Origin of the sequence: Actinokineospora sp. HUAS TT18 (assembly GCF_051364635.1) — a bacterium.
Lineage (GTDB): Bacteria > Actinomycetota > Actinomycetes > Mycobacteriales > Pseudonocardiaceae > Actinokineospora.
The window spans coordinates 2,215,227-2,239,456 of the sequence record NZ_CP195645.1 but is presented as its reverse complement, the minus strand read 5'-3'; the positions used below and the strand labels follow the sequence as shown (position 1 = coordinate 2,239,456).

The following is a 24,230-nucleotide window of genomic DNA, read 5'->3' as shown; positions in this document are numbered from 1 at the left end:
CCGACGATGACGCGTGAACCGCACGACGCGCTCGGTGCGAACGGCACCGTGCGGGAGCACCAGGTGGCCCGCACCTTCGTCGAACTCGCCGACACCCTGGTCGACGAGTTCGACCTGACCGACTTCCTGCACATGCTCGTCGACCACTGCGTCGACCTGCTCGACGTGACCGCGGCGGGCGTGATGCTGTCCGACGGCCGCGGCAACGTCCGGATGGCGGCGGCGTCCTCGGAGCGGTCCGAGCTGCTGGCCCTGTTCGCCGCCGACACCGGCGACGGGCCGTGCATCGACTGCGTCAGTACCGGCAGGCCCGTGACCAGCTCGAACCTCGCCGCCGACGCCGCTCGGTGGCCGCGGTTCGCCGGCGCGGCCGAGGCGTGCGGTTTCGCCTCGGCCACCGCGCTGCCGATGCGGCTGCGCCGGGAGGTCATCGGCGCACTCGCGCTGCTCGACACCGAGGTCGACGGGGTGAACGCGGTGTCGACCCGCCTCGGTCAGGCGCTGGCCGACGTCGCCACCATCGGCATCCTCCAGCAGCGCGCGGTCCGGCACGCCGAGCTGGTCACCGAGCAGCTGCAGTCCGCGCTGAACAGCCGGGTGATCATCGAGCAGGCCAAGGGCGTGCTCTCCGAGCGCAGCGGCCTGCTGAGCATCGAACAGGCGTTCGGCGCGATGCGGGCCTACGCGCGCGCCCACAGCCAGCGGCTCTCCGAGCTGGCCAAGCAGGTCGTGGACGGCACCGCCGACATCCCGGGCATCGTGGCCCAATCCGTGTCCTGATCGGCGTTTCATTTGCCGCGGAATGGGTGACACTGGAGGTAGACAGTCACCCCGGACCCCGGTGACGGATTTCGAACGTCACCAGGAGGTCCGCTGTGACCATCGCAGTCGAACACCCCGCTCCGGAGCCCATGCTCGACGGCGAGAAGCCCCGCTCGCAGACCCTGCTCGTCAAGCTCTTCGCCATCGTGCCGCTGCTGGCCCTGGCCGCGGCCGTGCCGGTGGCGTGGGGGTGGGGGCTGGGCTGGCTCGACGTCGGGCTCGCCCTCGGCTTCTACGCGCTGACCTGCCTGGGCGTCACCGTCGGCTTCCACCGGTACTTCACGCACGGTGCGTTCAAGGCCAATCGCGGCCTGCGCGTCGCGCTCGCGCTGACCGGCAGCATGGCGATGCAGGGCCCGGTCATCGCCTGGGTCGCCGACCACCGCCGCCACCACGCCTACGCCGACAAGGAAGGCGACCCGCACTCGCCGTGGCTCTACGGCACGTCCGCCGCGGCGCTCGCGCGCGGCTTCTGGCACGCCCACATGGGCTGGCTGTTCGACCGCGAGCAGACCAACATCCGCCGCTTCGCCCCCGACCTGCTCGCCGACCCCGACATCCAGCGGGTCAACCGGCTGTTCCCGGTCATGACGGTGGTGACCTTGCTCGCCCCGGCGCTGATCGGCGGGCTGGCCACGCTGTCGCTGTGGGGCGCGCTCACCGCGTTCTTCTGGGCCAGCCTCGTCCGCGTCGCGCTGCTGCACCACGTGACCTGGTCGGTGAACTCGATCTGCCACATGATGGGCGACCGCCCCTTCGACGCCCGCGACAAGTCGACGAACTTCTGGCCGCTGGCGATCGCGTCGATGGGCGAGTCGTGGCACAACTCCCACCACGCCGACCCGACCTGCGCCCGCCACGGTGTCCGACGTGGACAGATCGACATCTCCGCCCGCGTCATCCAGCTCTTCGAGAAGCTGGGCTGGGCAACGCAGGTCCGCTGGCCCACTCCCGAGCGGATCGCCCGCAAGCTAAGACCTGGTCTCAAAACTCGGCGTGTCGCTGGGTGAACCAACGGCCCGCCCCTGGCTCCGCACCGCCCGCCTGTGGGCCCGGCCCGACGGACCGGAAGTCCGTCAGAGAGACTGGGGGCCAATGCCCGCCCTCTCGACCTGGAGCCTTTGATGCCGCAAGGGACCGTACGTTGGTTCGACGCCGAACGGGGTTTCGGCTTCCTCGCGCCCGAGGACGGCTCGCCGGACGTGTTCGTGCACGCCTCCGAGATCGTCGAGGACGGCGGCGCGAAAATGCTCCGCGAGGGTCAGGCCGTCGTGTTCGAGGTCGGCGAGAACGACCGCGGGCCCCAGGCGCTGCGCGTTCGCGTCACCGCCGATGCGGCCACCGGCAGCGCCGTGGGCCTGCTCGGCACCGTCAACTGGTACGAGCCGGGCAAGGGGTACGGCTTCGCGTCGCCGGACGGCGGCGGCGCCGACATCTTCGTGCACAGCTCCGCCATCGTGACCGGCGGCGTGGTCACCGAGGGGCAGCGGGTGGCCTTCCTGATCGTCGAAGGCGAGCGCGGCCCGCAGGCCGGGCACGTGATCCCGCTGGGAGCAGGGGCAGGCTCACCCGCTGCGGCTGGTATCGCGGACGGTGCCGACGGCACGGTGGCCTGGTACGACGAGGACAAGGGCTTCGGCTTCATCAACCCCGACTCCGGCGCCGGGGACATCTTCGTTCACGCCCGGGCCCTGGCCGAGGGGCTGACGTGGCTCGCGGAGGGCGACCGCGTCGCCTACGAGGTGGCTAGTGGAGACAAGGGCCCGCAGGCCCGCGACGTGCACCTGGTCCGGGGCGCCGAGCCCCAGACGGCGCCGCAGCGGTCGGCACCTGCCGCGGCCGCAGGGCCTGCCGCGCCGGACGTGCCCGTACGAGGCGGCGAGGGCGTCGTCGCGCGCTACGACGGCGACCGCGGCTTCGGCTTCATCACCCCGGACGCGGGCGGCGACGATCTCTTCGCCCACGTGTCCGTGATCATGGGGTCGGAGCCGCTGCAGAAGGGTGACCGGGTCCGGTACGCGGTGCGTCAGAGCGACCGGGGCCCGCAGGCCGACCGCGTCGAACGCCTCTGAAGAGGCGGCCCCACCGATGGCTGATCACTTCCCGACGAGAGTGCTCGTTCATCCCCGTCGATGGTGCCGTCAGCAACGCGCGGGACTTGCCCTCAATCCCGCGCCGGGCGATACGACCTTGATAACGCGGCGGGTCAGGTAGCGGCGGCAGCGGCGGTAGTCGTAGCCCTTGTCGGCGTGCAGCTTGTCCGGTCGCAGCGGCTCGAACAGCATGCCGTCGTGGGTGTTTGCCGCCGACAACATGATGTGCAGCGGTAGCCCGTTCGCGTCGCACAGAACGTGGTACTTGGAGCCGGCTTTACCCCGGTCAGTGGGGCTGCGGCCGGTCAGCTCGCCCCCCGTTTCGACCGCACCGACACCGCGTCGATGCAGCCTCTGGTCCAGTCGAGCTCGTCGATGTTGGACAGTTCGTAGAGCACGAGCTGGTGCAGCCGGTCCCACACGCCGGCGTCCTGCCACTCACGTAACCGCCGCCACGCGGTGTGCCCGGAACCGCATCCGAGCTGCTCGGGTAGGTCTCGCCAGCGGCAGCCGGTGTCGAGCACGAACAAGATCCCCTCTAGCGCGGCACGGTCATCGAACCGGGGCCGCCCACCCGGACTGCGCGGCGCTGGTCGGGACGGGATCAGGGGTCGATCAGCTCCCAGAGCCGGTCTTCGACCCGCCGCTGCTGCGTCGTCTTCGTCATGACTGCCCACGATCGACGACCCGGACCGGCAGGTTCCGCAGTGACACACCCTTGAATTTTGAGACCAGGTCTAAAGACGTAGCGCTCCGGGGCCGAGCCGCGACCGCCTCGCTGAGCGCGTTATAGGCGCCATAGGGAACTAGGAGGTTCTGTCCAGACATGGCCGGGGTTACACATTGTCCAGACACAATGCGACCCCCGGAAGGAATCAGATCCCATGTCGTTCCCCGATTCGATCGAGGTCAACGGTCGGGCGTACCGCATGCCCGAGGCGCCGGTCGTCGTGGTGTGCATCGACGGCAGCGAGCCGGACTATCACCTGCAGGCGATGGCCAACGACCGCATGCCTTACCTCGAGCGGCTGTTCGCCACCGGCAGTGCGCTGACCGGCGACTGCGCGATGCCGTCGTTCACCAACCCGAACAACCTGTCCATCGCCACCGGGCAGCCGCCCGCGGTGCACGGCATCAGCGGCAACTTCTTCTTCGACCCGGACCGGGGCGAAGAGGTGATGATGAACGAGCCGCGGTTCCTGCGCGTGCCGACCATCTTCGCCGAGTTCGCCCAGTCCGGTGCCTCGGTGGCCATCGTGACCGCGAAGGACAAGCTGCGCAGGCTGCTGGGCAGCGGGCTGGAGCCCTCGGCGAAGGCGATCTGCTTCTCCGCGGAGAAGGCCGACCAGGCCACCGTGGCCGAGAACGGCATCGACGGCCTGCTGGAGCTGGTGGGCAAGCCGCTGCCGTCGGTCTACAGCGCCGACCTCAGCGAGTTCGTCCTCGCCGCGGGCGTGCAGGTGCTGCGCGACCAGCGGCCGGACCTGACCTACCTGTCGCTGACGGACTACATCCAGCACAAGTACGCCCCCGGCACCCCAGAGGCCGACGACTTCTACGCCATGATGGACGGCTACTTCGCCCAGATCGATGAGCTGGGCGCCATCCTGGTCATCACCGCCGACCACGGCATGAACGCCAAGTCCGACGCCGACGGCAAGGCGGGCGTGGTGTTCCTGCAGCAGTTCCTCGACGAGTCGATCGGCGGCGGCGCGGCCAGGGTCATCCTGCCGATCACCGACCCGTACACCGTCCACCACGGCGCGCTGGGTTCCTTCGCCTGCGTGCACCTGCCCGCCGACGCCGACCACGCGGCCGTGGCCGCCGACATCGCCGCGATCGATGGCGTGCAGGAAGTGCACCCCAGGACCGCGGCCGCCGAGCTGTTCGAACTGCCCGACGACCGCATCGGCGACCTCGTCGTCATCGCCGACCGCAACGTCGCGCTGGGCACCACCCCCGACCGGCATGATCTGTCCCAGTTGGACCGTCCGCTGCGCTCGCACGGCGGGCTCACCGAGCAGAAGGTGCCGTTCCTCGTCAACCGTCAGGTCTCCATCCCCGATGGCCACCGGCTGCGCAACTTCGACGCGTACTGGGTCGCCATGAACATGCCCGGACACAGGTGATCTCCCATGTCAACCACCAGTGTCAGCGCGGACCACCTGCCCCCGCCCGTGTCCGAGCAGAAGTTCCGCGAGCTCCAGTGGCGCATGCTGCTCGCGGCCATGTTCTGCTACCTGTTCTTCTACACCGGCCGCCAGACCTTCGGCTTCGCCATCCCGGGTATCCAGGAGGAGCTGGGCATCTCCAAGGCCACCCTCGGCGCGATCAGCGGCATCCTGCTCTGGTCCTACGCCGTCGGCCAGGCGATCAACGGCAACCTGGCCGACAAGTTCGGCGGCCGCCGCATCATGACCCTGGGCGCGATCCTGTCCACGATCATGAACTGGTTCACCAGCTTCGCCACCGGCCCCAAGTCGCTGGCCGTGCTGTGGGGCGCCAACGGCTACACCCAGGCCATGGGCTGGGCCGCGGGCGGCCGGGTCATCTCCAACTGGTGGACCCCGCACGAGCGCGGCAAGAGCTTCGGGTTCTACACCTTCGCTGCCGGGTCGGCCTCGGTGCTGGCGTTCGTGACCTCGACGCTCGTCGTGGACACCTTCGACATGGACTGGCGGTGGATCTTCCGCATCCCGGTCCTGCTGATGCTCGTCGGCGGTCTGACGTTCTGGCTGCTCGCCAGGGACAAGCCCGCGGACATGGGGGTGACCCCGCCGCAGAAGTTCCTCGACGACAACGAGAACGTCTCGGTCAAGGGTGACGGCCTGACCGCCAAGGGCGAGTCGTCGTGGGCCCGCTACAAGGCGGTCCTGCGCAGCCCGAAGATCTGGTCGACCGGCATCGCGATCGGCTTCCAGAACGCCGCGCGCTACGGCCTGCTGATCTGGGTCCCGGTGTACTTCCTCGGCTCGGACTGGAAGACCGCCGACACGGGCATCAGCCCGATCTGGATCTCGGTGGCCCTGCCGGTGGGCATGGCGGTCGGCGCGCTGACCAACGGAACCATCTCCGACAAGCTGTTCGGCTCCCGCCGGGACCGGCCGATCGCGATCTTCATGATCCTCGGCGCGGCGTTCGCGATCGGCATGTACCTGTTGCCGCTCGGCCCGGTCGCGGGCATCGTGGTCCTGTTCTTCACCGGGTTCTTCGTCTACGGCCCGCAGTCCTCGTTCTGGGCGCTGTGCCCGGACATCGCGGGCAAGAAGATGGCGGGCACGGCGACGGGCATCGTGAACTTCTTCTCCTACCTGTTCGCGGGTACGGCGGAGCCGATCATCGGGGCGTTCATGGACTCCACCGGCCAGACCAACCTCATCTTCCCGATCGTCGCGGCGTCCTGCGTGTGCAGTGCCCTCGCCGCGCTGACCATCCGCAGGTGACCGACATGCTGAACGAAGCGACCGCGGTCGTCTGGCACGGCGTCGAAACCGGGTTCACCCTGGAGTCGGGACCGCTGCCCGAGCCCGCCGCGGGGGAGGTGCTGGTCCAGGTCCGCATGAGCACCATCTGCGGCAGCGACCTGCACACGATCGCGGGCCACCGCTCCACCCCGGTGCCGACCGTCCTCGGCCACGAGATCGTCGGCACGGTCGTGGCCACGGGCGGGACGGTCACCGACCACCGCGGCACGCCGCTGGCGGCCGGTGACCGGGTGACCTGGACGATCGGCACGGCGTGCGGCACGTGTGCGCGCTGCTCGGCGGGCGTGCCGCAGAAGTGCCTCACCGTGCGCAAGTACGGACACGAGAAGATGTCCGACACCTGGTGGCTCAACGGCGGCTTCGCCACCCACTGCCACCTGCCCGAGGGCACCGGCATCGTCCGGATCCCCGACTCGATGCCCGACGAGGTGGCCACCCCGGCGAACTGCGCGACCGCGACCGTGGTCTGCGCGGCCCGCCGGGCCCGGCTCACCGCCGGGGACACCGTGGTCGTCCTCGGCTGCGGGATGCTCGGCCTGACGGCCGTGGCCTACGCCCGTGACCTCGGTGCCGGCCGGATCATCGCGTGCGACATCGACGAGGGCCGCAGGCGGAGCGCGAGTGCCTTCGGCGCCAACGCGGTGTGCGGGCCCGCCGAACTGGCGGACCTCGTGGCCCACAAGTCCCACGGGCTGGGCGCCGACGTGGTGCTGGAGGTGACCGGGAACTCGGCGGCGGTGCAGTCGGCGTTCGACCTGATCGGGATCGACGGCCGCATCGCGCTCGTCGGGTCGGTCTCGCCCGCCCCCGAGGTGAGCTTCGAGCCGAGCAAGTTCGTCAAGAACCTGTCGACGGTCGTCGGCAGCCACAACTACGGCGTGGACGACCTCGCCGAGGCCGTCGACTTCCTCGCCCGGGCGTCGGGGCGGCCCTTCGCCGACCTGGTCCCGGCGAGTTACCCGCTGGCCGAGTACGCCGCGGCCATCGCCGACGCCCGGAGCCTGCGGGCTCCCCGAATCGCGATCAAGGTGGAGCAGTGAGCAACTACGTCAACGGGCACTGGCAGCCCGCCGCGAGCGGGCAGACCAGGGCGAACGTCAACCCCGGTGACCTGTCCGACGTCGTCGGCGAGTTCGCCGAGTCGGGTGCCGCGGATGTGACCGCGGCCGTCGACGCCGCGCACGCCGCGTGGCCGGAATGGCGCGAACGCGGCCCGATCAAGCGGGCCGCCGTGCTGACCAAGGCGCAGGCGGTGCTCGCCGGGCGGGCCGACGAGGTGGCCGCGGCCATCACCCGCGAGCAGGGCAAGCGCCTCGGTGAGGCGCGCGGCGAGGTCGACCGGTCGCTGGCCATCCTGGAGTTCACCGCGGGGGAGGCGCGCAGGCTCAACGGCGTGACCACCCCGGCGGAGGAGGCCAGGACGGTCGCGCTGACCTTCCGCAGGCCGATCGGCGTGGTCGGGCTGGTCACGCCGTGGAACTTCCCGCTGGCGATCCCGATGTGGAAGGTCGCGCCCGCGCTGCTGGCCGGGTGCACGGCGGTGCTGAAGCCGTCGCCGTTCACGCCGCTGACCTCGCAGCTGCTCGTCGAGGTGTTCGCCGAGGCGGGCACCCCGGACGGCGTGCTCAACCTGATCCAGGGCGACCGGGAGGCAGGCGAGGCGCTGGTCGCCGACGAGCGCGTCGCGGGCATCTCCTTCACCGGCTCGCTCGGCGTCGGCCGGGCCATCCACGTGGCGGGCGCGTCCCGGCTGCTGCGGACCCAGTTGGAGCTGGGCGGCAAGAACGCGCTGATCGTGCTGGACGACGCCGACCTCGACAAGGCCGTCGCCGCCATCGTGCACGGCGCGTTCGGGCAGTCCGGGCAGCGGTGCAGCGCCACCAGCCGGGTCGTGGTCGACGTGCGGGTCAAAGAGGAACTGCTGGCCCGCCTGCACGACCGGGTGTCGGCCATGCGCGTCGGCATCGGCACCGACCCGGCCGCCGACATCGGCCCGGTGGTCAACCAGGAACGCCTCGACGCGTGCCTGACGGCCATCGACGGCGCGGTGACCACCGGCGCGAAGGTCGTCTGCGGCGGCGAGCGGGCCACCGAGGGCCTGCCCGACGGCTACTACGTGCGGCCGACTGTGCTGCGGGATGTGCCGTGGGACAGCGAGATCGCGCAGGAGGAGGTGTTCGGCCCTGTCCTGTCCGTTGTGGACTGTGACGGGTTCGACGACGCCATGCGGATCTCGAACTCGGTCAAGTACGGCATGTCCGGCACCATCTTCACCCAGAACCCCGCGCGCATGTTCGAGGCGCTCGACCGGTTCGAGGCGGGCATGCTGCACGTCAACCGCCCCGGCGTCGGCGCGTACGCGCACCTGCCGCACATGGGCTCGAAGATGTCGCAGTACGGCCCGCCCGAGTGCTCGCCCCAGGTGTGGGATTTCTACACCGAATGGCGATCGGCCTGCATCACCTACTAGACCGATTTCCCCTGCAAGGCCGCGCTGCCACCCCCTGCACAGCGCAGCGCGCGCTACGTGCGCCGCATCTGGGACTCCCGCCACCTGTCGACGCTGCATCCACGGCTGGGCGAGGTAGTAGAGCATCTCCGCGGCGCCCAGCAAGAAGTGCGAGCCCGACAAGAGTTTCCTCCGCGGCCTGGCCTACGCTGTCGCGGCCACAAGTCTCGCCGGGTTGTGGGACATCCTGTATAAGCTGGTTGCGGACGAGGGAACCGTTCGCCGCCCTCGCGGCGTATTGCATTGTCACTGGCCGAGTTCGAATGTCGGAGGCAATGCATGGCCGAGTACGACGCAATAGCGCAAAGCTACTCCGAGATCATTGAAGGTCTGCCCGAACGCAGGTTGTTCGGCTATAGTCTTGAAGTTGTCGAGGGCGATGTTGCTGGGCTTGACGTCCTGGATCTCGCCTGCGGGACGGGCGCATTCACTCGAAATCTCAAGAAGCGAGGCGCTCGGCGGGTTGTCGGGGTCGACGTCTCAGAGGGAATGCTCGACTTCGCGCGCAAGCAGGAGGCAGCTGCTCCGCTCGGGGTCGAATACATCACCGAGGATGTGGCAAGCCTGCCTCGAGTGGGCGAGTTCGACTTGGTCACGGCCTTCGCGCTCCTGCACTACGCTCCTTCCTCTGATGCACTCCTGGCAATGATGCGCTCAGTCCACGACAACCTTCGACCTGGTGGTCGTTTCACGGCGTCGAACATGAACGTCGTTTCGCCGGAAGATTGGGTCGATGCCAAGCGGTGGTCTGATCGCGCGTTGAGGTTCGCTCCGTTCAATGGCCCGCTTTACGACGGGCTCGTGGTGCCGTCATCGCTGAACTGGAACCAGGTCTCAATCCCGATGGAGCTCTACTACTACAGCAGGCACACCTACGAAGACGGGCTGCGCGCCGCGGGCTTCCGCCACATTCGGTGGCATCGACCGGTTCTGCCGCCTGAATTCGAGGCGGAACGACCACATTGGCAATTGTACCTGGACAACCCGCCGATCTTGGTACTGGAGTGCCATCGGTCTTGATATACGACTTGGGGCGGGAGCGCTTCACGGGCTGAATTCGCCAGATCGGCCGCTTCGCGCTACGCCGCGGCAGAGCGGCTGCCTCGGCGTGCTTGCGCGGCCGCGGCCGGTTGGTCGCGGCAGACGCAACAGCGGTCGTGAACTTCAGGAAACGAACGACACTACGCACCAATGTCGCTTCGGCTCTCAGCCAACCGCGCTGCATAGCGGTGACCGAACCGGTTGGGCTTGGCCTCCTCAATCTGGTCAAGACCATGGAACGAAGGGTCCGCGCGTTGGTGTCGGACAGGTGCCAACGCGCGGACCGTGCCGCAGGCGTGTACTCGATGTCGAACGGGCCCGTCGCCGAATAGGAACTCCCCGCTGCGGTGGGGGCCGACGTGGGCTGCGCAGGTTCGGTGCGGTGTGTGTTTGTGCTGGTGGTGGTGGGTGTCTTGCGTGGCTGTGGGTGGCTGCAAGGCGGTCGATAGTGTGCTGACAGGTCCTTCTTCCACGCTCGCGTGAGCGTCGAGGAGATGAGGAGGCGGCGGGTCTTCCGGCACGGGCTGTCGGTTTCCGCCGGTGGCCATGTTGACTGATCAGGTTAGGTCGTTGGGGCATCGTTTCGGTTGTGGTGAGGCTGGGGCGCTTGAGGAGATCCACGATACTTTCGGGGGTCGGATGTTTGGGGTGGCTTATCGGATCCTGGGGGATCGTGATTTGGCGGCCGATGCGGTTCAGCAGGCCCTTCTGCAGGCGTGGCGGGCGTCGGGTACTTTTGATGTCGAGCGTCCGTTGGAGCCGTGGTTGTTTTCTGTGACTCGTCGCGCCGCGATTGATGTGTATCGTAGGCAGCGGGGTCGGGAGAATGTGGTCAGTATTGATTCGTTGGCTTCGGATAGTCTTCCTTCGGTTGAGGGGCACAGTCCTGAGCGGGCGTGGATGGCGTGGCAGGTCAGGGCTGCGGTTGAGCGGTTGTCGGTTTCTGATCGGGCGATCATCAAGTCGATTTATTTTGATGATCTGACTCAACGTGAGGCGGCCGAGTTGTTGGGGATTCCGATTGGTACGGTCAAGTCCAGGTTGTTTCGCGCGCAGCGCAAGCTGACTGAGGTTTTGGCGCATTTGCGGGACTCTGCGTGACCGGGAGTGGGCGTCGAGGTTCCGGGGCGGATGACGGCCTCACAGAAAGGAACTGTGGACCGACATCGCGTCGAACGTGCCCGCCTCGATGACCGCTCGGTCTGTGGCGAGACGGGGGAGTACTTCGGCGGCGAAGAACGCCGCGGAGGCGATCTTGCCCTGGTAGTAGGCGGCATCTGCCGGGCCGGTCCCAGTGTCCAATCTAGACTGGGAGACACGGGCCTGGCGGGTGAGCAGCCAGCCGACCAGCAGATCACCCGGCTCGCCGCGCTATCGAGAATACTGGTACTTCACGACCTGCGGGTCGCCATCGGCACCGGAAGCTTGGGTACTCGGAAGGTGTGCTCGACGTCGAATTGGCGCAGGACCCTACCAGGCCAGACGAAGATCGGGTGGCGGTGAACGACTACCGACCCCGCACAAGGTCGGGGTGCGACGAATGGGGCACGACAGTAATGGAAGCTCCTGGCAGACCGGCGTCTCGACTACGACCGATCTACCAGGAGCTTTCATGTTCCGGACGGTGGCATTCCCACCAAGGGCCAGTTCAGGGACGGGCGCCAAGGTTCAAGGCATCTCGCCTCCCGTGTCTTCTGCCGTGCACGGCTACGTGTTTGCGAACGCGGCAGTCAACTGTCTAGTCACTGTAATCTTGGATCTCACAACTGATCAGCGTATCAAAATACCACTCAGGCTGAACAGCGGTGTCATTCCCGAGGCCGCAGTCCAGCAGGTCGGCACCTCCGCCACCGGTGATGGTATCGTTACCTGGGCCGCCGAATATCTCATTCGGTGCGTTGTTCGACCTTAGAATGTCATGGCCGCCGTTACCCGATATGTCACCCCAGAAGGCAATTTCGTCACTGGAAGTGCCGCCGAGAATCCGTTCAGGATACTCGCTGGTGTGAACCCAGTCGCGTTCTCCGGCTTCGCCGCCGTCGAGAAAGCCGTGAAATGTCACTGGGTTGATGCGATCCGAATAGTCAATGGTGTCGTAACCCGGGCCTTCGACGAACCTGTCCTGTCCGTCATTTGCGGTTCCCTGATAGTAGGTGTCATCGCCCGAGCGTCCTTCTAGGCAGTCTTCTCCGTCATCGCCCTGGATGACGTCGCCCAATGTTGGGAAGTCCCGTCCGATCAGAATGTCGTCGTCGTTTGAACCGTGCAACACTTCGAAGTCTGTTCTGAAATTGTCCGAATGCCGAGAACGACCCGGGTTCATGCAGTACCTGTCGACGGCTCGACCGTCGTTGGCCTGATCGTCCAGTGTTACATAGACACCCATTTGAGGCGTCTCGTAAGTCAGCGAGGAGAAGTCGATCTCGTCCTCGCCTTCGCCGCCGGAATAGGTGACAGACGAGCCGTTGGTGTGATAGTACCTCCATGAGACGGCTACGGTATCGTTACCATTTCCGCCGTAAACGAATCCGTTGAGCCCGCCGGTTTCAATGGTCAAATGGTCATTTCCACCCGCTGCGTCGAAGTCTATGCGCTTCGATTGCGGCACCGAACAGCTGACCGCCATGTCCGATGTACTGATGCAGCCATTTCCGGGAGTGAGGTTCCTCGAGTCGCGGATTGCAAACTTGTTGGAAACCCATCGAACCAGAAGTGTATTCGATGAGTCGGTGCCGCGGTAATGGAGGCCGTTGGCGTCGATCCACACTGAGGAATCCCCAGCGCTTGCCGGCGTTGTAGCGAGGCAGAGCCCGGCGACCATTGAGCTGACTACTGCGAAGCCTCTCGCCAGTGTATTCATGCTTCCCTCCTGGGATTCTCCATCTGTACAGTCTTCTCCTTGATCGATCATTTTCGGCCGATCAGTCATCAGCCATTCGTCATTTCCCTCGTGAGTGATACGGTGCTGGACTGGCGATCGGTTCTCGTGGGCACACCATCGAACCGGGCCCGGACGGGAGTGGCTGAAGGATCGCTAACGACCTCGTGCATGGTTGGCGGCGGGCACTGAGATGATCTTGATGTGGGTCGTGTGGCTGTGCTGTCGAATCGTCGGGTGACCGGTCTGTCCGCGGCGGTTCTCGCCTCGCTGGTTGCCGAGGTTGGCCCGGTGTGGCAGGCGCGTCAGGACACCAGGCGGGCCGCTCGTCAGCGCCTGCGGGCTGTCGGCGCGGGTGCGAAGTACCGGCTGGTGTTCATCGACCGGCTGTTGGCGACCTTGGTCCACCTTCGACACGGTGTCACCCCATGACGTGCTGGGTGCGTGGTTCGGGGTGGACCGATCGACCATCACGCGGGCGATCAACGAGATTCGGCCGCTGCTGGCGGAACGAGGGTGCCGGGTCGATGACAGCAGGCGGTTGCGGACGCTAGCCGAGATGATCGACCATCTCGGCGCCAGCGGCAGGGGCGCGTTCGTGGACGCCACCGAGGTACGTGTCCGGCGGCCGGCGGCGGACACGGTCGACCGGGACCGGTTCGTGTCTGGCAAGAGCAAGCAGAACGCCATCAAGACCATGGTCGTCACCGACCTGGAGGGCAGGGTGTTGTTCTGCGGCGCCACCCGGCCCGGGTCGGTCGCCGACATCACCCAAGCCCGCGACAGCGGCCTGACCGGGCTGCTCGCCGAGGCGCACGGTGTCCAAGTGCTCGCCGATGCCGGCTACCAGGGCCTCGGGCTCGAGACGCGCGGGGCGGTGGTGACACCGCCGCACAAGTTCCGCAAGAACCCACCACCCTAGTACGAGAAACACCATGCAGCACAACGCAAAGCCCACTCATCACAACGGATCCGCGTCGAACACGGCATCGCCCACCTGAAGAACTGGCGAGCCCTGGCCCGTCACCTCGTCCGCCGAGCAACCTTCGACCACACCGTCCGAGCCGTGGCCGGACTGCTCTCCGACCACCAACACCAAGACCGCGCCGTACCAACAACGCGGTGACCCGACGCACCCAACCCACGACCGTCTGCCCGAACCAACCATGCACGAGGTCGTAAAGGGTGTCTCGTAACCCGGTGAGCAGGCTCGTGCGCCGGTGGTTGATCATGGTCGGGTGCAGGTGATCTCAGCGTCTCGGTCGGAGTGGATCAGCCCATTCACCGGGCTGGAGCCGGGCCAGTTCCGCAAGCTGGTGCGGATCGTGACCGAGCGGGGCGGCGATGACATCGCCCTCGGGCGGCCTGGTCGGCAGTGGCGGCTTGACCTGCCGGATCGGGTGCTGCTCGTGGCGGCATATTGGCGGACGAACCTGACGATGCGCCAGATCGGCCCGTTGTTCGGGGTGTCGCACTCCGCGGCGCATCGAGTGATCGACACGATCGGGCCGCTGCTGGCGTTAGCCCCGGTCCGGCGCCATCGCATCGACCAGGTCGCGATCGTGGACGGGACCCTGGTCCCCACTCGGGATCGGCGCCTGGCCGCCCCGTCGAAGAACTACCGCTACTCCACGAACGTGCAGGCCGCCATCGACGCCGACACCCGTTTGGTGATCGCCACCGGAGACCCCTGCCGGGCAACCGCAACGACTGCATCGCCTACCGCGACTCCGGCATCGCCGCCACACTCGCCGGTCGCCCGGTCATGGCCGATGGCGGCTACCAGGGCAACCCTGGCGTGATCATGCCCTTCCGAAAGCGACGCGACGGCCAACCACTGGCCGACTGGCAGGAAGACCTCAACGCCGGACATCGCAAGGTCCGAGCTCGCGTCGAGCACACGCTGGCCCGTATGAAGGTCTTCAAGATCCTGCGCGACTACCGCCGCGCCGCCCACACCCTCCGCCACACCGCATCCGGCATCGCCAACCTGCACAACATCATCCTCATCGGCTGACGAGCACCAGGTCCCGATTGCGAACCTGCTCCAAGATCAGTTACGAGACATCCTTTGGCAGCCCCTAAACTCCCTTTGACACCGGACTTGAAGACGCGACCAAGATGATCAGGCAGACATCGTCCCGATTTCGGCACCACTGGCAGAACTCGCAGCAGCGGCATGTCCTAGGTCTTTCCATGTCATTGTGGAGTGAGTGCGACGCCCGTGCGCAGGCGCGTGGCTGACGGGTCGGACCTCGGCCGACTCGTCGATCAAGTGCGAGCTTTCGCGGAGATCGAGCCGGAAGGTCCCAGGTGCCGGTCGTTGTGGTGCCGGAACCGGGACGTTGAACGTTGCTGAAGGTTTTGCGGGAGCACTGGAAGCGCGGTCATGGGCAACTGAGTCGGAGAGCTTCACCAAGCGGTCCAACGACTGTCCTGCGGCCGATCGCGACCGGTGTATGGGGCGGGGAGTCGCCGAACTGGCGATGAGCGACCCGATGGCAGGTCCCGTCATCATCGGGCTCGAACGCGCTGAGTGCGGCGGCGACCGCCGAAGCGGACTGGGGCGATGTGGTTCCTATGCCCCGACGCGTGAAGTACTTGATAGTTGGAGCACTGGAATTCGCGTCGGTCGCCGCGTTCAGACTCGCTGCTCGCCCTGCCTGCACAGGAAGTGGGCACCTACGGTGGTCGAAGCCGACGTTGAGATGTCCATGACCTCGTTGGACCACCACGCCGGGTAGGGGCCCGCGCCTTGTGGGCCGATGCCGGAGCGGCGCGGGAAGTGGCAGAGACCCTGCCCGTCAACGAGCGGCAGCGGGAACGATCCGATTATCGCGCGCTCGCCGTATCCCCGTTAACGCAACCGTGCAATTTAAGGAGCAACGCGATGATCAACACCATCAGGTGTTTCATTGCCTTGGCGGCGATCGCCACAGCGATGTCCGGTATCGGCTCGATTGCTTCGGCCGATCAGCTCACCGGGAACGGGGGCATCCTCGCTGCACACGGCGACGACCTTCCGGATCCCTTCACACTGCCGGGGCAACACTAGATGTCCCGTGTCGGAAGTTCGGCGCACCTGCGGTACCCGCGCGGCGCCGGGCCGCACCTTGAGAGCCCAAGTGCAACCTGGTACCGCGGCCTCCCGTCCGGCACGCCCAGACACAACGCGGATCACCGGATCTGGCGCCGAACTTCCGACTCTGGACCCAAAAGGACGTCCCGGAACGGCTGGATGCTGTGACCGTTGATCACGATGTTCACGGGTTGCCGGTGCCGCAGATCGGCAAGCCGGTGCGGATGGTGGCGTGTCGCGGTGGTGAGCAACCGGGCGCAGCGCGGTGGTGGGATTGTCGTTGTGCTGGTCCGGTGTACACCGGACCACGCTGAAGTCGCGGCAGGTCGCGCCGCAGTTCGGGTGTCGAAGTCGGCAGGATTGGGTGGTGGATGCAGGTCGTCATCGATGCCTGCGCCCGCCGGGTCGTGGTGGTGGGGGGCACGCCGTTGCCGGGCAACCGGCACGACTCCCGCGCCCGATGCCGAGTCCGGTGTCGCCGCCCAGTGCGGGGACACGCGATGTCATCGCCCGACAGCGGCTACCTCGCCAGTTCCGGGGTGATCATCCCCCACACCAGGCCCCACGAAGGCAAACCGCAGCCGTAATGGAACAGGACAACACCGAACACGACATGCGTCCGCGCCCGCGTCGAACTCGCCCTCGGCCACGTTGAGGACCTGGAAGATCCCGCGCGGCTACCGCCTCACCGGCGACGGGTTCTAGCACGCCACCTGAGCCGTCGCGCTTATGCGCGACATCACCCTCACCGGCCGACACGGCCACGCCGATCAGACACCTGTTGTCCAGCAGCGACAAATGGCCATTACCCCAGTCTCCTCGAGTCTGTCCGCATGGCGAGGGCGGCATCGGGGGCGGGCTGTGGGAGGTGGGTTGATGTTGGGTTTGACTGCGTCCCAGTGCTGGCGGCCCGGCCAGCCGGAACAGTGTTGCGGATCAAGTGGATTACGCGGGTCTCGTCGACCGCCCTGCCGCGATCGGGTCACCGTCGATGGCCGGGAGGGCCTTCCGGAGTCGTGGCGAACGTGCGGCCGCTCCCCGGTTGTGCAGACCTGGCCGTCGCGGGGCTTATCGGTGAACACGGCGGCTCACACCGAGTCCAGCGGTCGCGAGGCCCAGTCGGTCATCTCCGTGACGACGTTCTGCGCACGTGATCAACAGAGGTGCCGTCCCGTATCGAAGGAGTTGAAACTCAAGCTCGGTGTCCACGCGATGGATTTGCAGCCGGATGAGATCCTCCGGGTCAATGATGCAACCCGGTTCCCGCTGGCTTTCTGGACACCTGAATAGGCTGGTAATAGCCGGTCTGTGATGGGAACTGCCAATCGACGGCTACGAATCCGGCTTCTTTTGCGAAGGCGGTGAGCTGACCACGTGTCAACGCCCAGTAGGTGGTGTGTCGCTCCTCGACGCGCCAGCCGTCGCCCGGGATGAGCTGGAAGTGTCGCAAATCGTATCGTTCCTGATCGTCGTGCCACGTCCAGAGCTGAAAAGTGATGCTCTCCCCGGCAGGAGTCGGGGCCACTTGGGGTGCTGTTGACAGTGGTCGGTTCGCGCGGACCTCGTCGTAATCCCTGGTAGTTACCAACAATAGTCCCCCTGGGCGAAGTACCCGATACATCTCGCGGAATGCGGCCAGCTGATCGGTCGCGGTCAACAAGTGCGGAATTGAGTTGTCGGCACACACGACGACATCGAACTTTTCCCCCGGAAACGGAAGCTGCCGCATGTCCGCGGCTGATGTGACGATCCGGACGCCACGTCGGTTCGCCTCGCGTCGAGCTCGCGCGGCCGCCACGCCGCTGATGTCTGTGCCGACCACGTCGTAGCCACGGATCGCCAAACCGATCGCCTGCGTTCCCACCCCACAGGCACAGTCGAGGACCAGTGTGGACTGATCCCCCAGCTGCGCTCGAATGATGGTGTCGAGTGCTGCACCCTGGCGGGTGATACTCGCGTCCCAGTCGGCGAAGATCAGATGGTAGTCCGCTGCCAGTTCGTCGTAGAATCGTTTCACCGAAGTCAAAGTTCCTCCATTCTCTCGCCCCGGCGAAGCTCGTACTCCGCACCCATGTGCACGCTGAACGATCACAAGCGATACGCCAGCCCAACGCAATGTCAGTAAGGCGTTCAGCTCACGGGGACTGGTGTGTCCGAGGTGCCGGTGGGAGTAGGGGCCGTCAACCAAGATCTAGTTGCCATGAACTTCGTTGAGTCCACACTGGATATCCACCTGAGAACTTTACAGGCAATGTCAATCTACTGGGGGCGATCGTTGACACTCAGCCATCGTGGTTGGCAGCGCGCATTGTCAATGTCTGCGAGTCAGCCGTCGGCCCCGGTTGTCAGTGGCCGCGCCCGTTGTTGGGCCGAGCGCGCCGACGGCTGGGTGAGTGGTCTCGGCGGCCCAGGGTTAGCTCGAACGCAACCCGTCGGGGTGGTGGCGAAGATTGCCCGCCTACGTATGGCCTATCACTCTGGGTCGGAGAACGTCTCTAGCTCAAGCGCATCTTCAACCGGCTGGACATGGGCAGGTTCCTGGACTCGTAGCGCTAGGGCCAGTGTGCGCAAGCGTCGCCGGGCATGGCATGTTCGGCGCGATCGTCGACTGCACCCGGCCGCCCGTGTTCCGACGGAGGTGACCAGCGAGGCCGTGGGGGTCGCCTGCGGGTGACGTTGGCAATGACTCAGCGTCTTGCCGTAGGTCGACTGTTCAGGATGGGCGTGCAGCCCTGGCGTCAGGCGTCCCCAATGAGCCGAGGCTGCGGGGCCGCCGGAACCGAACGGCGCACGAGCGCCGTATCACTTTCTGCGTGGGCGTCGTGTCGGCCTTACCGGCGCTCACGCCTCCGACGAACACCGGGCGGCTGATCGGGAACCAGGATGGCCGGCTTTGCGTAGCACCGTGATGAAGACGCGAGACTCGCGCACGAGTTTTATGTACCGTCCAAGGACGGGGCCGTCACTGATCCTGGCTGCCTATGCGGTCAACGCAATCGTCCACCTGTTGGCAGGACGGGCAGACGCGTTCGTCGTCGAATCGGTGACCAAGGCGCTGATCACGCTCCTGCTCGGGTGCTATGTGATCGTCCATCTGACCGATCTCCCCCGGCGCGTGGCCTGGCCACTTGTCTCGGCGCAAGCATGTGCCCTTGCGGGCGACATGGTTTTGCAGTGGGGGGCCGCGGACCACCTGTTGCTGGGTATGGCGTGGTTCGCGGGCGCGCAGGCGGGCTACCTGTGGTGTTTCCGAGCGTTCCTACCTGCCCGTCGCGGCGCGTTGGTCGTTGCCGCTGTTGTCTGGGCTGCTGGGTCCACCTTGCTGTGGTTCGCACTCGATTCACCTCTGCGTGAGGCGGTCGCCCTCTATGCCGTTCTGCTGTGCGGCATGGGGGGCATGGCATGGCGCGTCAGCATAGGCACGGGGGTCGGTGGATTGCTGTTCGTCGTGTCGGATTGTTTGCTCGCGGCTCGTCGACTTGTGGGTGTCGAAGAGATTCCGGCTGAGGCCGTGACCGCTACCTACCTGCTGGCTCAAGTCTTGATCGTGTGTGGCGTCGTGACTGGTGCCGGCGCGCGGCGCGTTCGCGGTGTAGCGGAGGTCCGATCGTAGCGGTATTGGGGCCAAGAGCAGACCGATGAGGATCTGGAGGAAGAGGTCTCTGAGGCGTGCGCATGGCGGTGAACGCAGGCTTCGGCTCCGGCGTCGCGCACGGTGATTGGTTCGTGTTTCCTGTGTGAGGTCCTCGGTCGATCGATCTGGTACATGGCGCGAGTCGGGTCCGCCGGAAGGGAGAAGCTTGCGGGGGAGTGGAGCCGTCTGTGGGGCGCCGAGCCTTACAGGGCGGCCAGACTTCGAACTGACCTGCGAGTCGATCGAAGTGTGCCGAGCATTCTCGGATTCGTGCGTGGAGTGCGACTGATCCAGACGGGATCAAGGCGCTGAAGTGCGCTGATGTTCGTGTGCGTATCGCATGTCGGCATCGGGGTTTGCCACCAACTCCGATGCCGACAGATTTGCGTTGGTCGCCCGCGTCTGGACTTACTGTTCGTAACAGAATGATCTTGGGTGTGGTTTGATCTTGTCGCATCGTTGGTCTTCTGGAGGGCGGCTCGGGTGGCGCACCGGCGGCCGTGGGAGGTCGATGACGGCTTGTGGGAGCGGATTGAGCCGCTGTTGCCGCAGGTGGAGCGGCGGTTTCGGCATCCGGGTCGGAAGCGGTTGGACGACCGTAAGGCGTTGTGCGGGATCTTGTTCGTGCTCTATACCGGGATTCGGTGGGAGTTCCTGCCGCAGGAAATGGGATAGGGGTCGGGCATGACCTGCTGGCGTCGGTTGCGGGACTGGCACGAAGCCGACGTGTGGCAGCGGTTGCACGAAGTGCTGCTGGCCGAGTTGCACACCGCCGGTCTGCTGGATTGGTCACGCGCGGCGGTCGACGGTTGTCATGTTCGGGCGCTAAAGGGGGCGCGAAAACCGGTCCGAGCCCGGTCGGTCGGGCTCGGACCGGCTCCAAGCACCATTTGATCACCGACGGTACCGGTATCCCGTTGGCGGCCATCTTGACCGGCGGCAACCGCAACGACGTCAACCCAGCTGATGCCGCTGATCGACGCCGTGGCACCGGTGCGCGGCCGGCGCGGACGACCCCGACAACGACCAGAGCGGATCTACGCCGACCGCGCATATGACCACGACAAATACCGGGCCCTGGTTCGCGCCAAAGGGATCACTCCGGTCTTCGCCCGTCGCGGTGTCGAACACGGCTCCGGACTCGGTGCGCATCGCTGGGTCGTCGAAGGCGCGTTCGCCCTGCTGCACTGGTTCCGACGACTCCGCATCCGATGGGAAGTCCGCGACGACATCCACGAAGCATTCCTCACCATCGGATGCAGCATCATCGCCTGGCGCCCACTCAAGACCCACTCATAGTGTTACGAGCCCCTTAGGCGTGATGTCCACCAGGCAGGCTCACAGGTGAGGTGCGACCAGAAGTGCGTCGGCGGAAAGCGACCCAGTGACACCGCGGACATTGGTCAGGAGCACCACGATCTCATCGGACGCGGGCAGCTTGAATCCGTTGGTGTTGAGGTTCACCCAACCATCCTGAGCCGCGGCCTGATCGACAGTCACCACCTCCTGTCCTGCGGTGGTTTCGATGACATAGCTGGCGAAACGTTCCATCGACGCTTCTCCCGGGGGAAGCCGCACCCACACGTCATACGTCGCCGCGGCAAGCACTCCGGCGGTGGTCCATGTCATGGTGCCCTCGAATTGCGCCTCCGACATCAGGTACGAGCCGCCCACGCACGACGGGCATTCCTTCACACCCCAGTCGCCGTTGATAGGCATAGCGCCTTCAGTGCCGGCGTCCGCAATTCGGTCGTGGTACGACAGCGTGTTCATGAACATGATCTGCCGATCGGGACCGCGTAGTGGCTCCCATCGAGCGATAAATTCGTCAATTGTCGTTGGTTCAGTCTGGTCGATCGCGGCCACGAGGGTGTTCAGATCGGTCGTTACGTCATCGACAAAGCCGCTTCGAACGTCCTGGGAGTCGTCCCACAAATCCCACAACGCAGCAGCCACGCGGCCCTCGACGGTCGGTCCATCCGGGCAGTCCAGGAACGGCGTGCCGTGATCGTCGACCGCTTGGCAGGATTCGAGATCCCAAAGGTGGGACACGGATGAATGCGTGTAGGCGTTCTCCGCGACCTGGCCGACGAACTCGGCGAAGCCTTCCTGGAATGCGCAATGAGGGTCAGACGGCATCCCAAAGGTGTGGTTGAGACATTCGAGCCAGGGAAATCCGTTGCCGTAGAGCCGATCAGCGAGCAGATGCGCCACCTCGTGCTCCGGGGCAGGCCCGTCGGCCTCCCCACGACTAAGATCGATGTAGCGGGTGGTCGGGAGGTAGCCACTCCCGATGAGGTCGTGAAGTCGGTACGTCACCGGTGTCAATCGGTCGGCGGGCCATCTTTCGCGCATCGTGTACCCCGCGCCGTAGGCGTAAGCCGCCGGATTGGTGGACAGAAATGCCTCGGCGTCCGGTAGTCGCTGGAAATAAAGCCCCAGCGGGACAGTCGCGGCGATTTCAATTAGTCCGGTGTGGAAGTCTTGCACTACGACGTCGCCCGGCTCGTCGTACGCCGAAACAACGAGCACCAGCGCGTCGTCTGCGCACGCGAGGGACTGCATGAAGGGGACGTCGGTGGTCATGCACCCATCGAAGTGACTTCCATTCCCCAGTGTCCGCGGCTGCGGATAGGGGACTCTGATGGCGTATCCACCGCGATCATCGAGGAATCCTGTGACTGGCGAGCCCGCTGGGTTGCCGTGGGCGTCGACATCATCGAGAACGGGATGCTGCGTACCGGCGTCGTCGACGTACATCAGCGCGTAGTGCGCATTCGGCAGAGATCGGCGGGCTTCACCGGCGTTGACCTCGGTACGCACTTCTCCGTTGATGTCCACCCAGGGAACGTCGACGGAAATGCATTCCGGGCAGACATCAGGCGGAGGTGGAACCGGGTTTCCGCTGCCACCCGGGCAGCTCGTGTAGAGGGAGAAGTTTCGGTTGACCACCTCGCCGGTGAGCCACGGTTCCGAGCCCGGCGCAGGCGGCCACGGATTGGCGGAGAGGACTCGAGTGAACCCGACGTAGCCACTCTGGCCGCCGGGCGGAACGCAGAGGGAATACAGGCCCACGCCCATTCGATCAACCCACGCCCTGGCTGTCTTGCCGTTGGGAGGGTTGCAGTTGGCGAACCCGATCCCGGCCCACTTGTCACCTTCCCCTACTGTGTACCAATGCGGGTAGGGGGTGTCGCAGACTGACTCGATATTCGCCGCCGGCACTACCGCCGGGGAGGACGTGTCGCCCACGCCCGACGTGGCACTCGCAGGTGTCGTGGTCAGTACCAGCGAGATACTCATCAACGCCACTGAGAGGGAGAACAACACAAATCTTCGCAGCAGGCTCGCCAAGATCTTTCCTTTCACAAAGTTTGAATTGAGGTGTCGGGATACGAGACGTCGCTGGCGGCTGGATGGAACCAGGGCTCCGGCATCCTCGCCAGCACCTCACGACCGTGGACCGAGTTGCTGTCTGTCGCTTCCTGCGGTGAGCAGGCGTAGATGGTCACGCCAGCCAGGCCGATGATTCTCGACTGGCTTATGCGGACTCGGAGTCCACTTCCGCCATCGGTGCAGCAGAATCCCTGGATCTCGCAGTGCCATGCCGCGTGTAGGACCACGCGGCATGGCACACGACGAGCTGTGTTCTGTCAGTCGGGAATGCCGGGGACGTTGATGTCGACGGCGAGCACGGCCGGGGGACTGGTAAGTCCTGGTGTCGTTCCCGTGTTGGCGAGGTACAGCGTGTCTTCGGGAAGCGGGCCTTCACCGAAACTCAGACTGGCCGGGTAGTTGAGGCCGTCCGCTTCGTCGACGACGACGTCTACCTGACCGGTTCCCGCGAGCACACGGACGATGGAGTTGTTCATGACGCTGGTCGTCACGTAAGCGCTGCCGTGCTGGTCGAATGCCACTCCGTCGGCGCCGAGCAGCTCTTGGTGCTGGGCGTAGACCGACTGGGTGCCTGCAGATCCGTTCCTGTTGATCGGGATGCGGACGATCGACCCCTGCTCCGTGTTGGCGACGTACATCGCCCCCTGTCGGACCACTGGACCGTTGGCGCCGTACACGGCACCCTCGATCCCGCCGTTGGGATCGCCTTCCAGCAGCGGGCCGCTAGCCCACTGCTCAGCGACGCCACCATTTGGGGCGACACGCCAGATGATGCCTCCTTGCGAATCTCCGACGTAGATGTTTCCGGCCTGGTCGGTCGTGATGCCGTTCGGAAAGGCTGCGGGGTACGCGGGCAGTCCGGCGATGCGGGTCTTGGTGCCATCGGCCTCGGAGAAGCGCCAGACACCACTCACCGCCGGGTCAGGCGACATGACCGCGGCCAGGATCGTGCCAGTGCTTGGGATCGTCAGCCCGAGCAGGTAACCGCCGTTGACGTCGAGCTCAGCTACGACCTCGGATGACCCGTCCGGAGCAATCCGGTGCAACACGCCGAACACCAGGCTCGTGTAGATCATCCCGCGGTCATCGATCGCGAGTCCTTCGGGGAACTGCGCGTCGGCCGCGTCGTACTGGTGCACCTTCGTCACCGTCGGTCGCCTCTCGCTCGCCTCGGCCGACGTCGCGCTGACGGCGAGGCCGACGACGCATAGCGCCGCTACAGCAAGGTTCTTGGCTTGCATGAAGTACTGCTCCTATGTACACATCTATGTTGCCCTGTCGGGACGCCCTGGA

19 protein-coding genes and 4 pseudogenes are annotated in these 24,230 nt (G+C 65.9%); 16 read left to right on the top strand and 7 right to left on the bottom strand.

Features of this window, described 5'->3' with window-relative positions; translation table 11 throughout:
* Window positions 1-6 precede the first annotated feature (6 nt).
* The 3 genes from ACSHT8_RS09905 (at window position 7) to ACSHT8_RS09895 (ending at window position 2,894) form a co-directional block, all read left to right on the top strand.
* The gene (locus ACSHT8_RS09905) at window positions 7-780 is read left to right on the top strand and encodes a GAF and ANTAR domain-containing protein (protein ID WP_436499887.1); all 774 of its coding nucleotides are present in this window, start codon (window positions 7-9) and stop codon (window positions 778-780) included.
* A 131-nt stretch (window positions 781-911) separates the two neighbouring features.
* The gene (locus ACSHT8_RS09900) at window positions 912-1,832 is read left to right on the top strand and encodes an acyl-CoA desaturase (RefSeq protein ID WP_436502029.1); all 921 of its coding nucleotides are present in this window, start codon (window positions 912-914) and stop codon (window positions 1,830-1,832) included.
* Between the two features lie 114 nt (window positions 1,833-1,946).
* Entirely contained in the window at window positions 1,947-2,894 is a 948-nt protein-coding gene (locus ACSHT8_RS09895; RefSeq protein WP_436499885.1) for a cold-shock protein, read from the top strand.
* Window positions 2,895-2,973: 79 nt separating this feature from the next.
* On the opposite strand, the pseudogene ACSHT8_RS09890 reads toward ACSHT8_RS09895, so the two are convergent.
* Window positions 2,974-3,582, bottom strand: a pseudogene (locus ACSHT8_RS09890) (IS5 family transposase); the annotation flags it as partial.
* Between the two features lie 217 nt (window positions 3,583-3,799).
* On the opposite strand from ACSHT8_RS09890, the gene phnA reads away from it, so the two are divergent.
* The 6 genes from phnA (at window position 3,800) to ACSHT8_RS09860 (ending at window position 11,051) form a co-directional block, all read left to right on the top strand.
* Complete coding sequence (gene phnA, locus ACSHT8_RS09885; protein ID WP_436499883.1) at window positions 3,800-5,044, top strand: phosphonoacetate hydrolase; 1,245 nt, start codon at window positions 3,800-3,802, stop codon at window positions 5,042-5,044.
* Window positions 5,045-5,050: 6 nt separating this feature from the next.
* The gene (locus tag ACSHT8_RS09880) at window positions 5,051-6,358 is read left to right on the top strand and encodes an MFS transporter (RefSeq protein ID WP_436499881.1); all 1,308 of its coding nucleotides are present in this window, start codon (window positions 5,051-5,053) and stop codon (window positions 6,356-6,358) included.
* A 5-nt stretch (window positions 6,359-6,363) separates the two neighbouring features.
* A complete protein-coding gene (locus tag ACSHT8_RS09875; protein ID WP_436502028.1) occupies window positions 6,364-7,440 on the top strand; it encodes a zinc-binding dehydrogenase in 1,077 nt (358 codons plus the stop codon).
* Window positions 7,437-8,870, top strand: coding sequence for an aldehyde dehydrogenase family protein (locus ACSHT8_RS09870; RefSeq protein ID WP_436499879.1), 1,434 nt, complete (start codon window positions 7,437-7,439; stop codon window positions 8,868-8,870). Before ACSHT8_RS09875 ends, ACSHT8_RS09870 begins: the two co-directional genes overlap by 4 nt.
* A gap of 318 nt (window positions 8,871-9,188) precedes the next feature.
* Window positions 9,189-9,929 carry a class I SAM-dependent methyltransferase gene (locus tag ACSHT8_RS09865; RefSeq protein ID WP_436499877.1) on the top strand — a complete coding sequence of 247 codons (741 nt, stop codon included), beginning with the start codon at window positions 9,189-9,191 and terminating at the stop codon, window positions 9,927-9,929.
* Between the two features lie 567 nt (window positions 9,930-10,496).
* A complete protein-coding gene (locus ACSHT8_RS09860) occupies window positions 10,497-11,051 on the top strand; it encodes an RNA polymerase sigma factor (protein WP_436501967.1) in 555 nt (184 codons plus the stop codon).
* A 39-nt stretch (window positions 11,052-11,090) separates the two neighbouring features.
* Here the strand turns inward: ACSHT8_RS09860 and ACSHT8_RS09855 are convergent, their stop codons facing one another.
* Together ACSHT8_RS09855 and ACSHT8_RS09850 are read right to left on the bottom strand one after the other, a co-directional pair.
* On the bottom strand, window positions 11,091-11,300 hold the full coding sequence (locus ACSHT8_RS09855) for an acyl-CoA dehydrogenase C-terminal domain-containing protein (protein WP_436502027.1): 210 nt from the start codon (window positions 11,298-11,300) through the stop codon (window positions 11,091-11,093).
* Window positions 11,301-11,688: 388 nt separating this feature from the next.
* Complete coding sequence (locus tag ACSHT8_RS09850; protein WP_436499875.1) at window positions 11,689-12,810, bottom strand: hypothetical protein; 1,122 nt, start codon at window positions 12,808-12,810, stop codon at window positions 11,689-11,691.
* Between the two features lie 255 nt (window positions 12,811-13,065).
* On the opposite strand from ACSHT8_RS09850, the gene ACSHT8_RS09845 reads away from it, so the two are divergent.
* From ACSHT8_RS09845 to ACSHT8_RS09835, 3 genes and pseudogenes are all read left to right on the top strand, one after another.
* Complete coding sequence (locus ACSHT8_RS09845) at window positions 13,066-13,260, top strand: hypothetical protein (RefSeq protein WP_436499873.1); 195 nt, start codon at window positions 13,066-13,068, stop codon at window positions 13,258-13,260.
* Window positions 13,247-13,303: pseudogene (locus tag ACSHT8_RS09840) on the top strand (hypothetical protein); the annotation flags it as partial. The gene ACSHT8_RS09845 and the pseudogene ACSHT8_RS09840, both read left to right, overlap by 14 nt.
* Window positions 13,304-13,387: 84 nt before the next feature.
* Window positions 13,388-13,750, top strand: a complete 363-nt coding sequence (locus ACSHT8_RS09835; protein ID WP_436502026.1) for a transposase family protein — start codon at window positions 13,388-13,390, stop codon at window positions 13,748-13,750.
* A gap of 39 nt (window positions 13,751-13,789) precedes the next feature.
* On the opposite strand, the gene ACSHT8_RS09830 is transcribed toward ACSHT8_RS09835, so the two are convergent.
* Window positions 13,790-13,927 carry a hypothetical protein gene (locus tag ACSHT8_RS09830; RefSeq protein ID WP_436499871.1) on the bottom strand — a complete coding sequence of 46 codons (138 nt, stop codon included), beginning with the start codon at window positions 13,925-13,927 and terminating at the stop codon, window positions 13,790-13,792.
* 139 nt (window positions 13,928-14,066) lie between these two features.
* On the opposite strand from ACSHT8_RS09830, the pseudogene ACSHT8_RS09825 reads away from it, so the two are divergent.
* Both ACSHT8_RS09825 and ACSHT8_RS09820 read left to right on the top strand, forming a co-directional pair.
* Window positions 14,067-14,845 (top strand): annotated as a pseudogene (locus ACSHT8_RS09825) (transposase family protein).
* 873 nt (window positions 14,846-15,718) lie between these two features.
* A complete protein-coding gene (locus tag ACSHT8_RS09820; RefSeq protein WP_436499869.1) occupies window positions 15,719-15,883 on the top strand; it encodes a hypothetical protein in 165 nt (54 codons plus the stop codon).
* Window positions 15,884-17,150: 1,267 nt separating this feature from the next.
* On the opposite strand, the gene ACSHT8_RS09815 is transcribed toward ACSHT8_RS09820, so the two are convergent.
* The gene (locus ACSHT8_RS09815; RefSeq protein WP_436499867.1) at window positions 17,151-17,924 is read right to left on the bottom strand and encodes a class I SAM-dependent methyltransferase; all 774 of its coding nucleotides are present in this window, start codon (window positions 17,922-17,924) and stop codon (window positions 17,151-17,153) included.
* Window positions 17,925-18,800: 876 nt separating this feature from the next.
* On the opposite strand from ACSHT8_RS09815, the gene ACSHT8_RS09810 reads away from it, so the two are divergent.
* Both ACSHT8_RS09810 and ACSHT8_RS09805 read left to right on the top strand, forming a co-directional pair.
* Window positions 18,801-19,520, top strand: coding sequence for a lysoplasmalogenase family protein (locus ACSHT8_RS09810; RefSeq protein WP_436499865.1), 720 nt, complete (start codon window positions 18,801-18,803; stop codon window positions 19,518-19,520).
* Between the two features lie 504 nt (window positions 19,521-20,024).
* Window positions 20,025-20,840: pseudogene (locus ACSHT8_RS09805) on the top strand (IS5 family transposase).
* A 39-nt stretch (window positions 20,841-20,879) separates the two neighbouring features.
* On the opposite strand, the gene ACSHT8_RS09800 reads toward ACSHT8_RS09805, so the two are convergent.
* Window positions 20,880-22,895 carry a hypothetical protein gene (locus ACSHT8_RS09800; RefSeq protein WP_436499863.1) on the bottom strand — a complete coding sequence of 672 codons (2,016 nt, stop codon included), beginning with the start codon at window positions 22,893-22,895 and terminating at the stop codon, window positions 20,880-20,882.
* 299 nt (window positions 22,896-23,194) lie between these two features.
* The gene (locus ACSHT8_RS09795) at window positions 23,195-24,178 is read right to left on the bottom strand and encodes an SMP-30/gluconolactonase/LRE family protein (protein WP_436499861.1); all 984 of its coding nucleotides are present in this window, start codon (window positions 24,176-24,178) and stop codon (window positions 23,195-23,197) included.
* Window positions 24,179-24,230: the final 52 nt, after the last annotated feature.

What these genes read in the sequence shown, in the direction of transcription:
- ACSHT8_RS09905 (WP_436499887.1), top strand. Translation starts at nt 7, where the DNA reads ATGACGCGTGAACCGCACGACGCGCTCGGTGCGAACGGCACCGTGCGG.
- ACSHT8_RS09900 (WP_436502029.1), top strand. Translation starts at nt 912, where the DNA reads ATGCTCGACGGCGAGAAGCCCCGCTCGCAGACCCTGCTCGTCAAGCTC.
- ACSHT8_RS09895 (WP_436499885.1), top strand. Translation starts at nt 1,947, where the DNA reads ATGCCGCAAGGGACCGTACGTTGGTTCGACGCCGAACGGGGTTTCGGC.
- phnA (WP_436499883.1), top strand. Translation starts at nt 3,800, where the DNA reads ATGTCGTTCCCCGATTCGATCGAGGTCAACGGTCGGGCGTACCGCATG.
- ACSHT8_RS09880 (WP_436499881.1), top strand. Translation starts at nt 5,051, where the DNA reads ATGTCAACCACCAGTGTCAGCGCGGACCACCTGCCCCCGCCCGTGTCC.
- ACSHT8_RS09875 (WP_436502028.1), top strand. Translation starts at nt 6,364, where the DNA reads ATGCTGAACGAAGCGACCGCGGTCGTCTGGCACGGCGTCGAAACCGGG.
- ACSHT8_RS09865 (WP_436499877.1), top strand. Translation starts at nt 9,189, where the DNA reads ATGGCCGAGTACGACGCAATAGCGCAAAGCTACTCCGAGATCATTGAA.
- ACSHT8_RS09860 (WP_436501967.1), top strand. Translation starts at nt 10,497, where the DNA reads ATGTTGACTGATCAGGTTAGGTCGTTGGGGCATCGTTTCGGTTGTGGT.
- ACSHT8_RS09850 (WP_436499875.1), bottom strand. Translation starts at nt 12,810, where the DNA reads ATGAATACACTGGCGAGAGGCTTCGCAGTAGTCAGCTCAATGGTCGCC.
- ACSHT8_RS09835 (WP_436502026.1), top strand. Translation starts at nt 13,388, where the DNA reads ATGATCGACCATCTCGGCGCCAGCGGCAGGGGCGCGTTCGTGGACGCC.
- ACSHT8_RS09820 (WP_436499869.1), top strand. Translation starts at nt 15,719, where the DNA reads ATGATCAACACCATCAGGTGTTTCATTGCCTTGGCGGCGATCGCCACA.
- ACSHT8_RS09795 (WP_436499861.1), bottom strand. Translation starts at nt 24,178, where the DNA reads ATGCAAGCCAAGAACCTTGCTGTAGCGGCGCTATGCGTCGTCGGCCTC.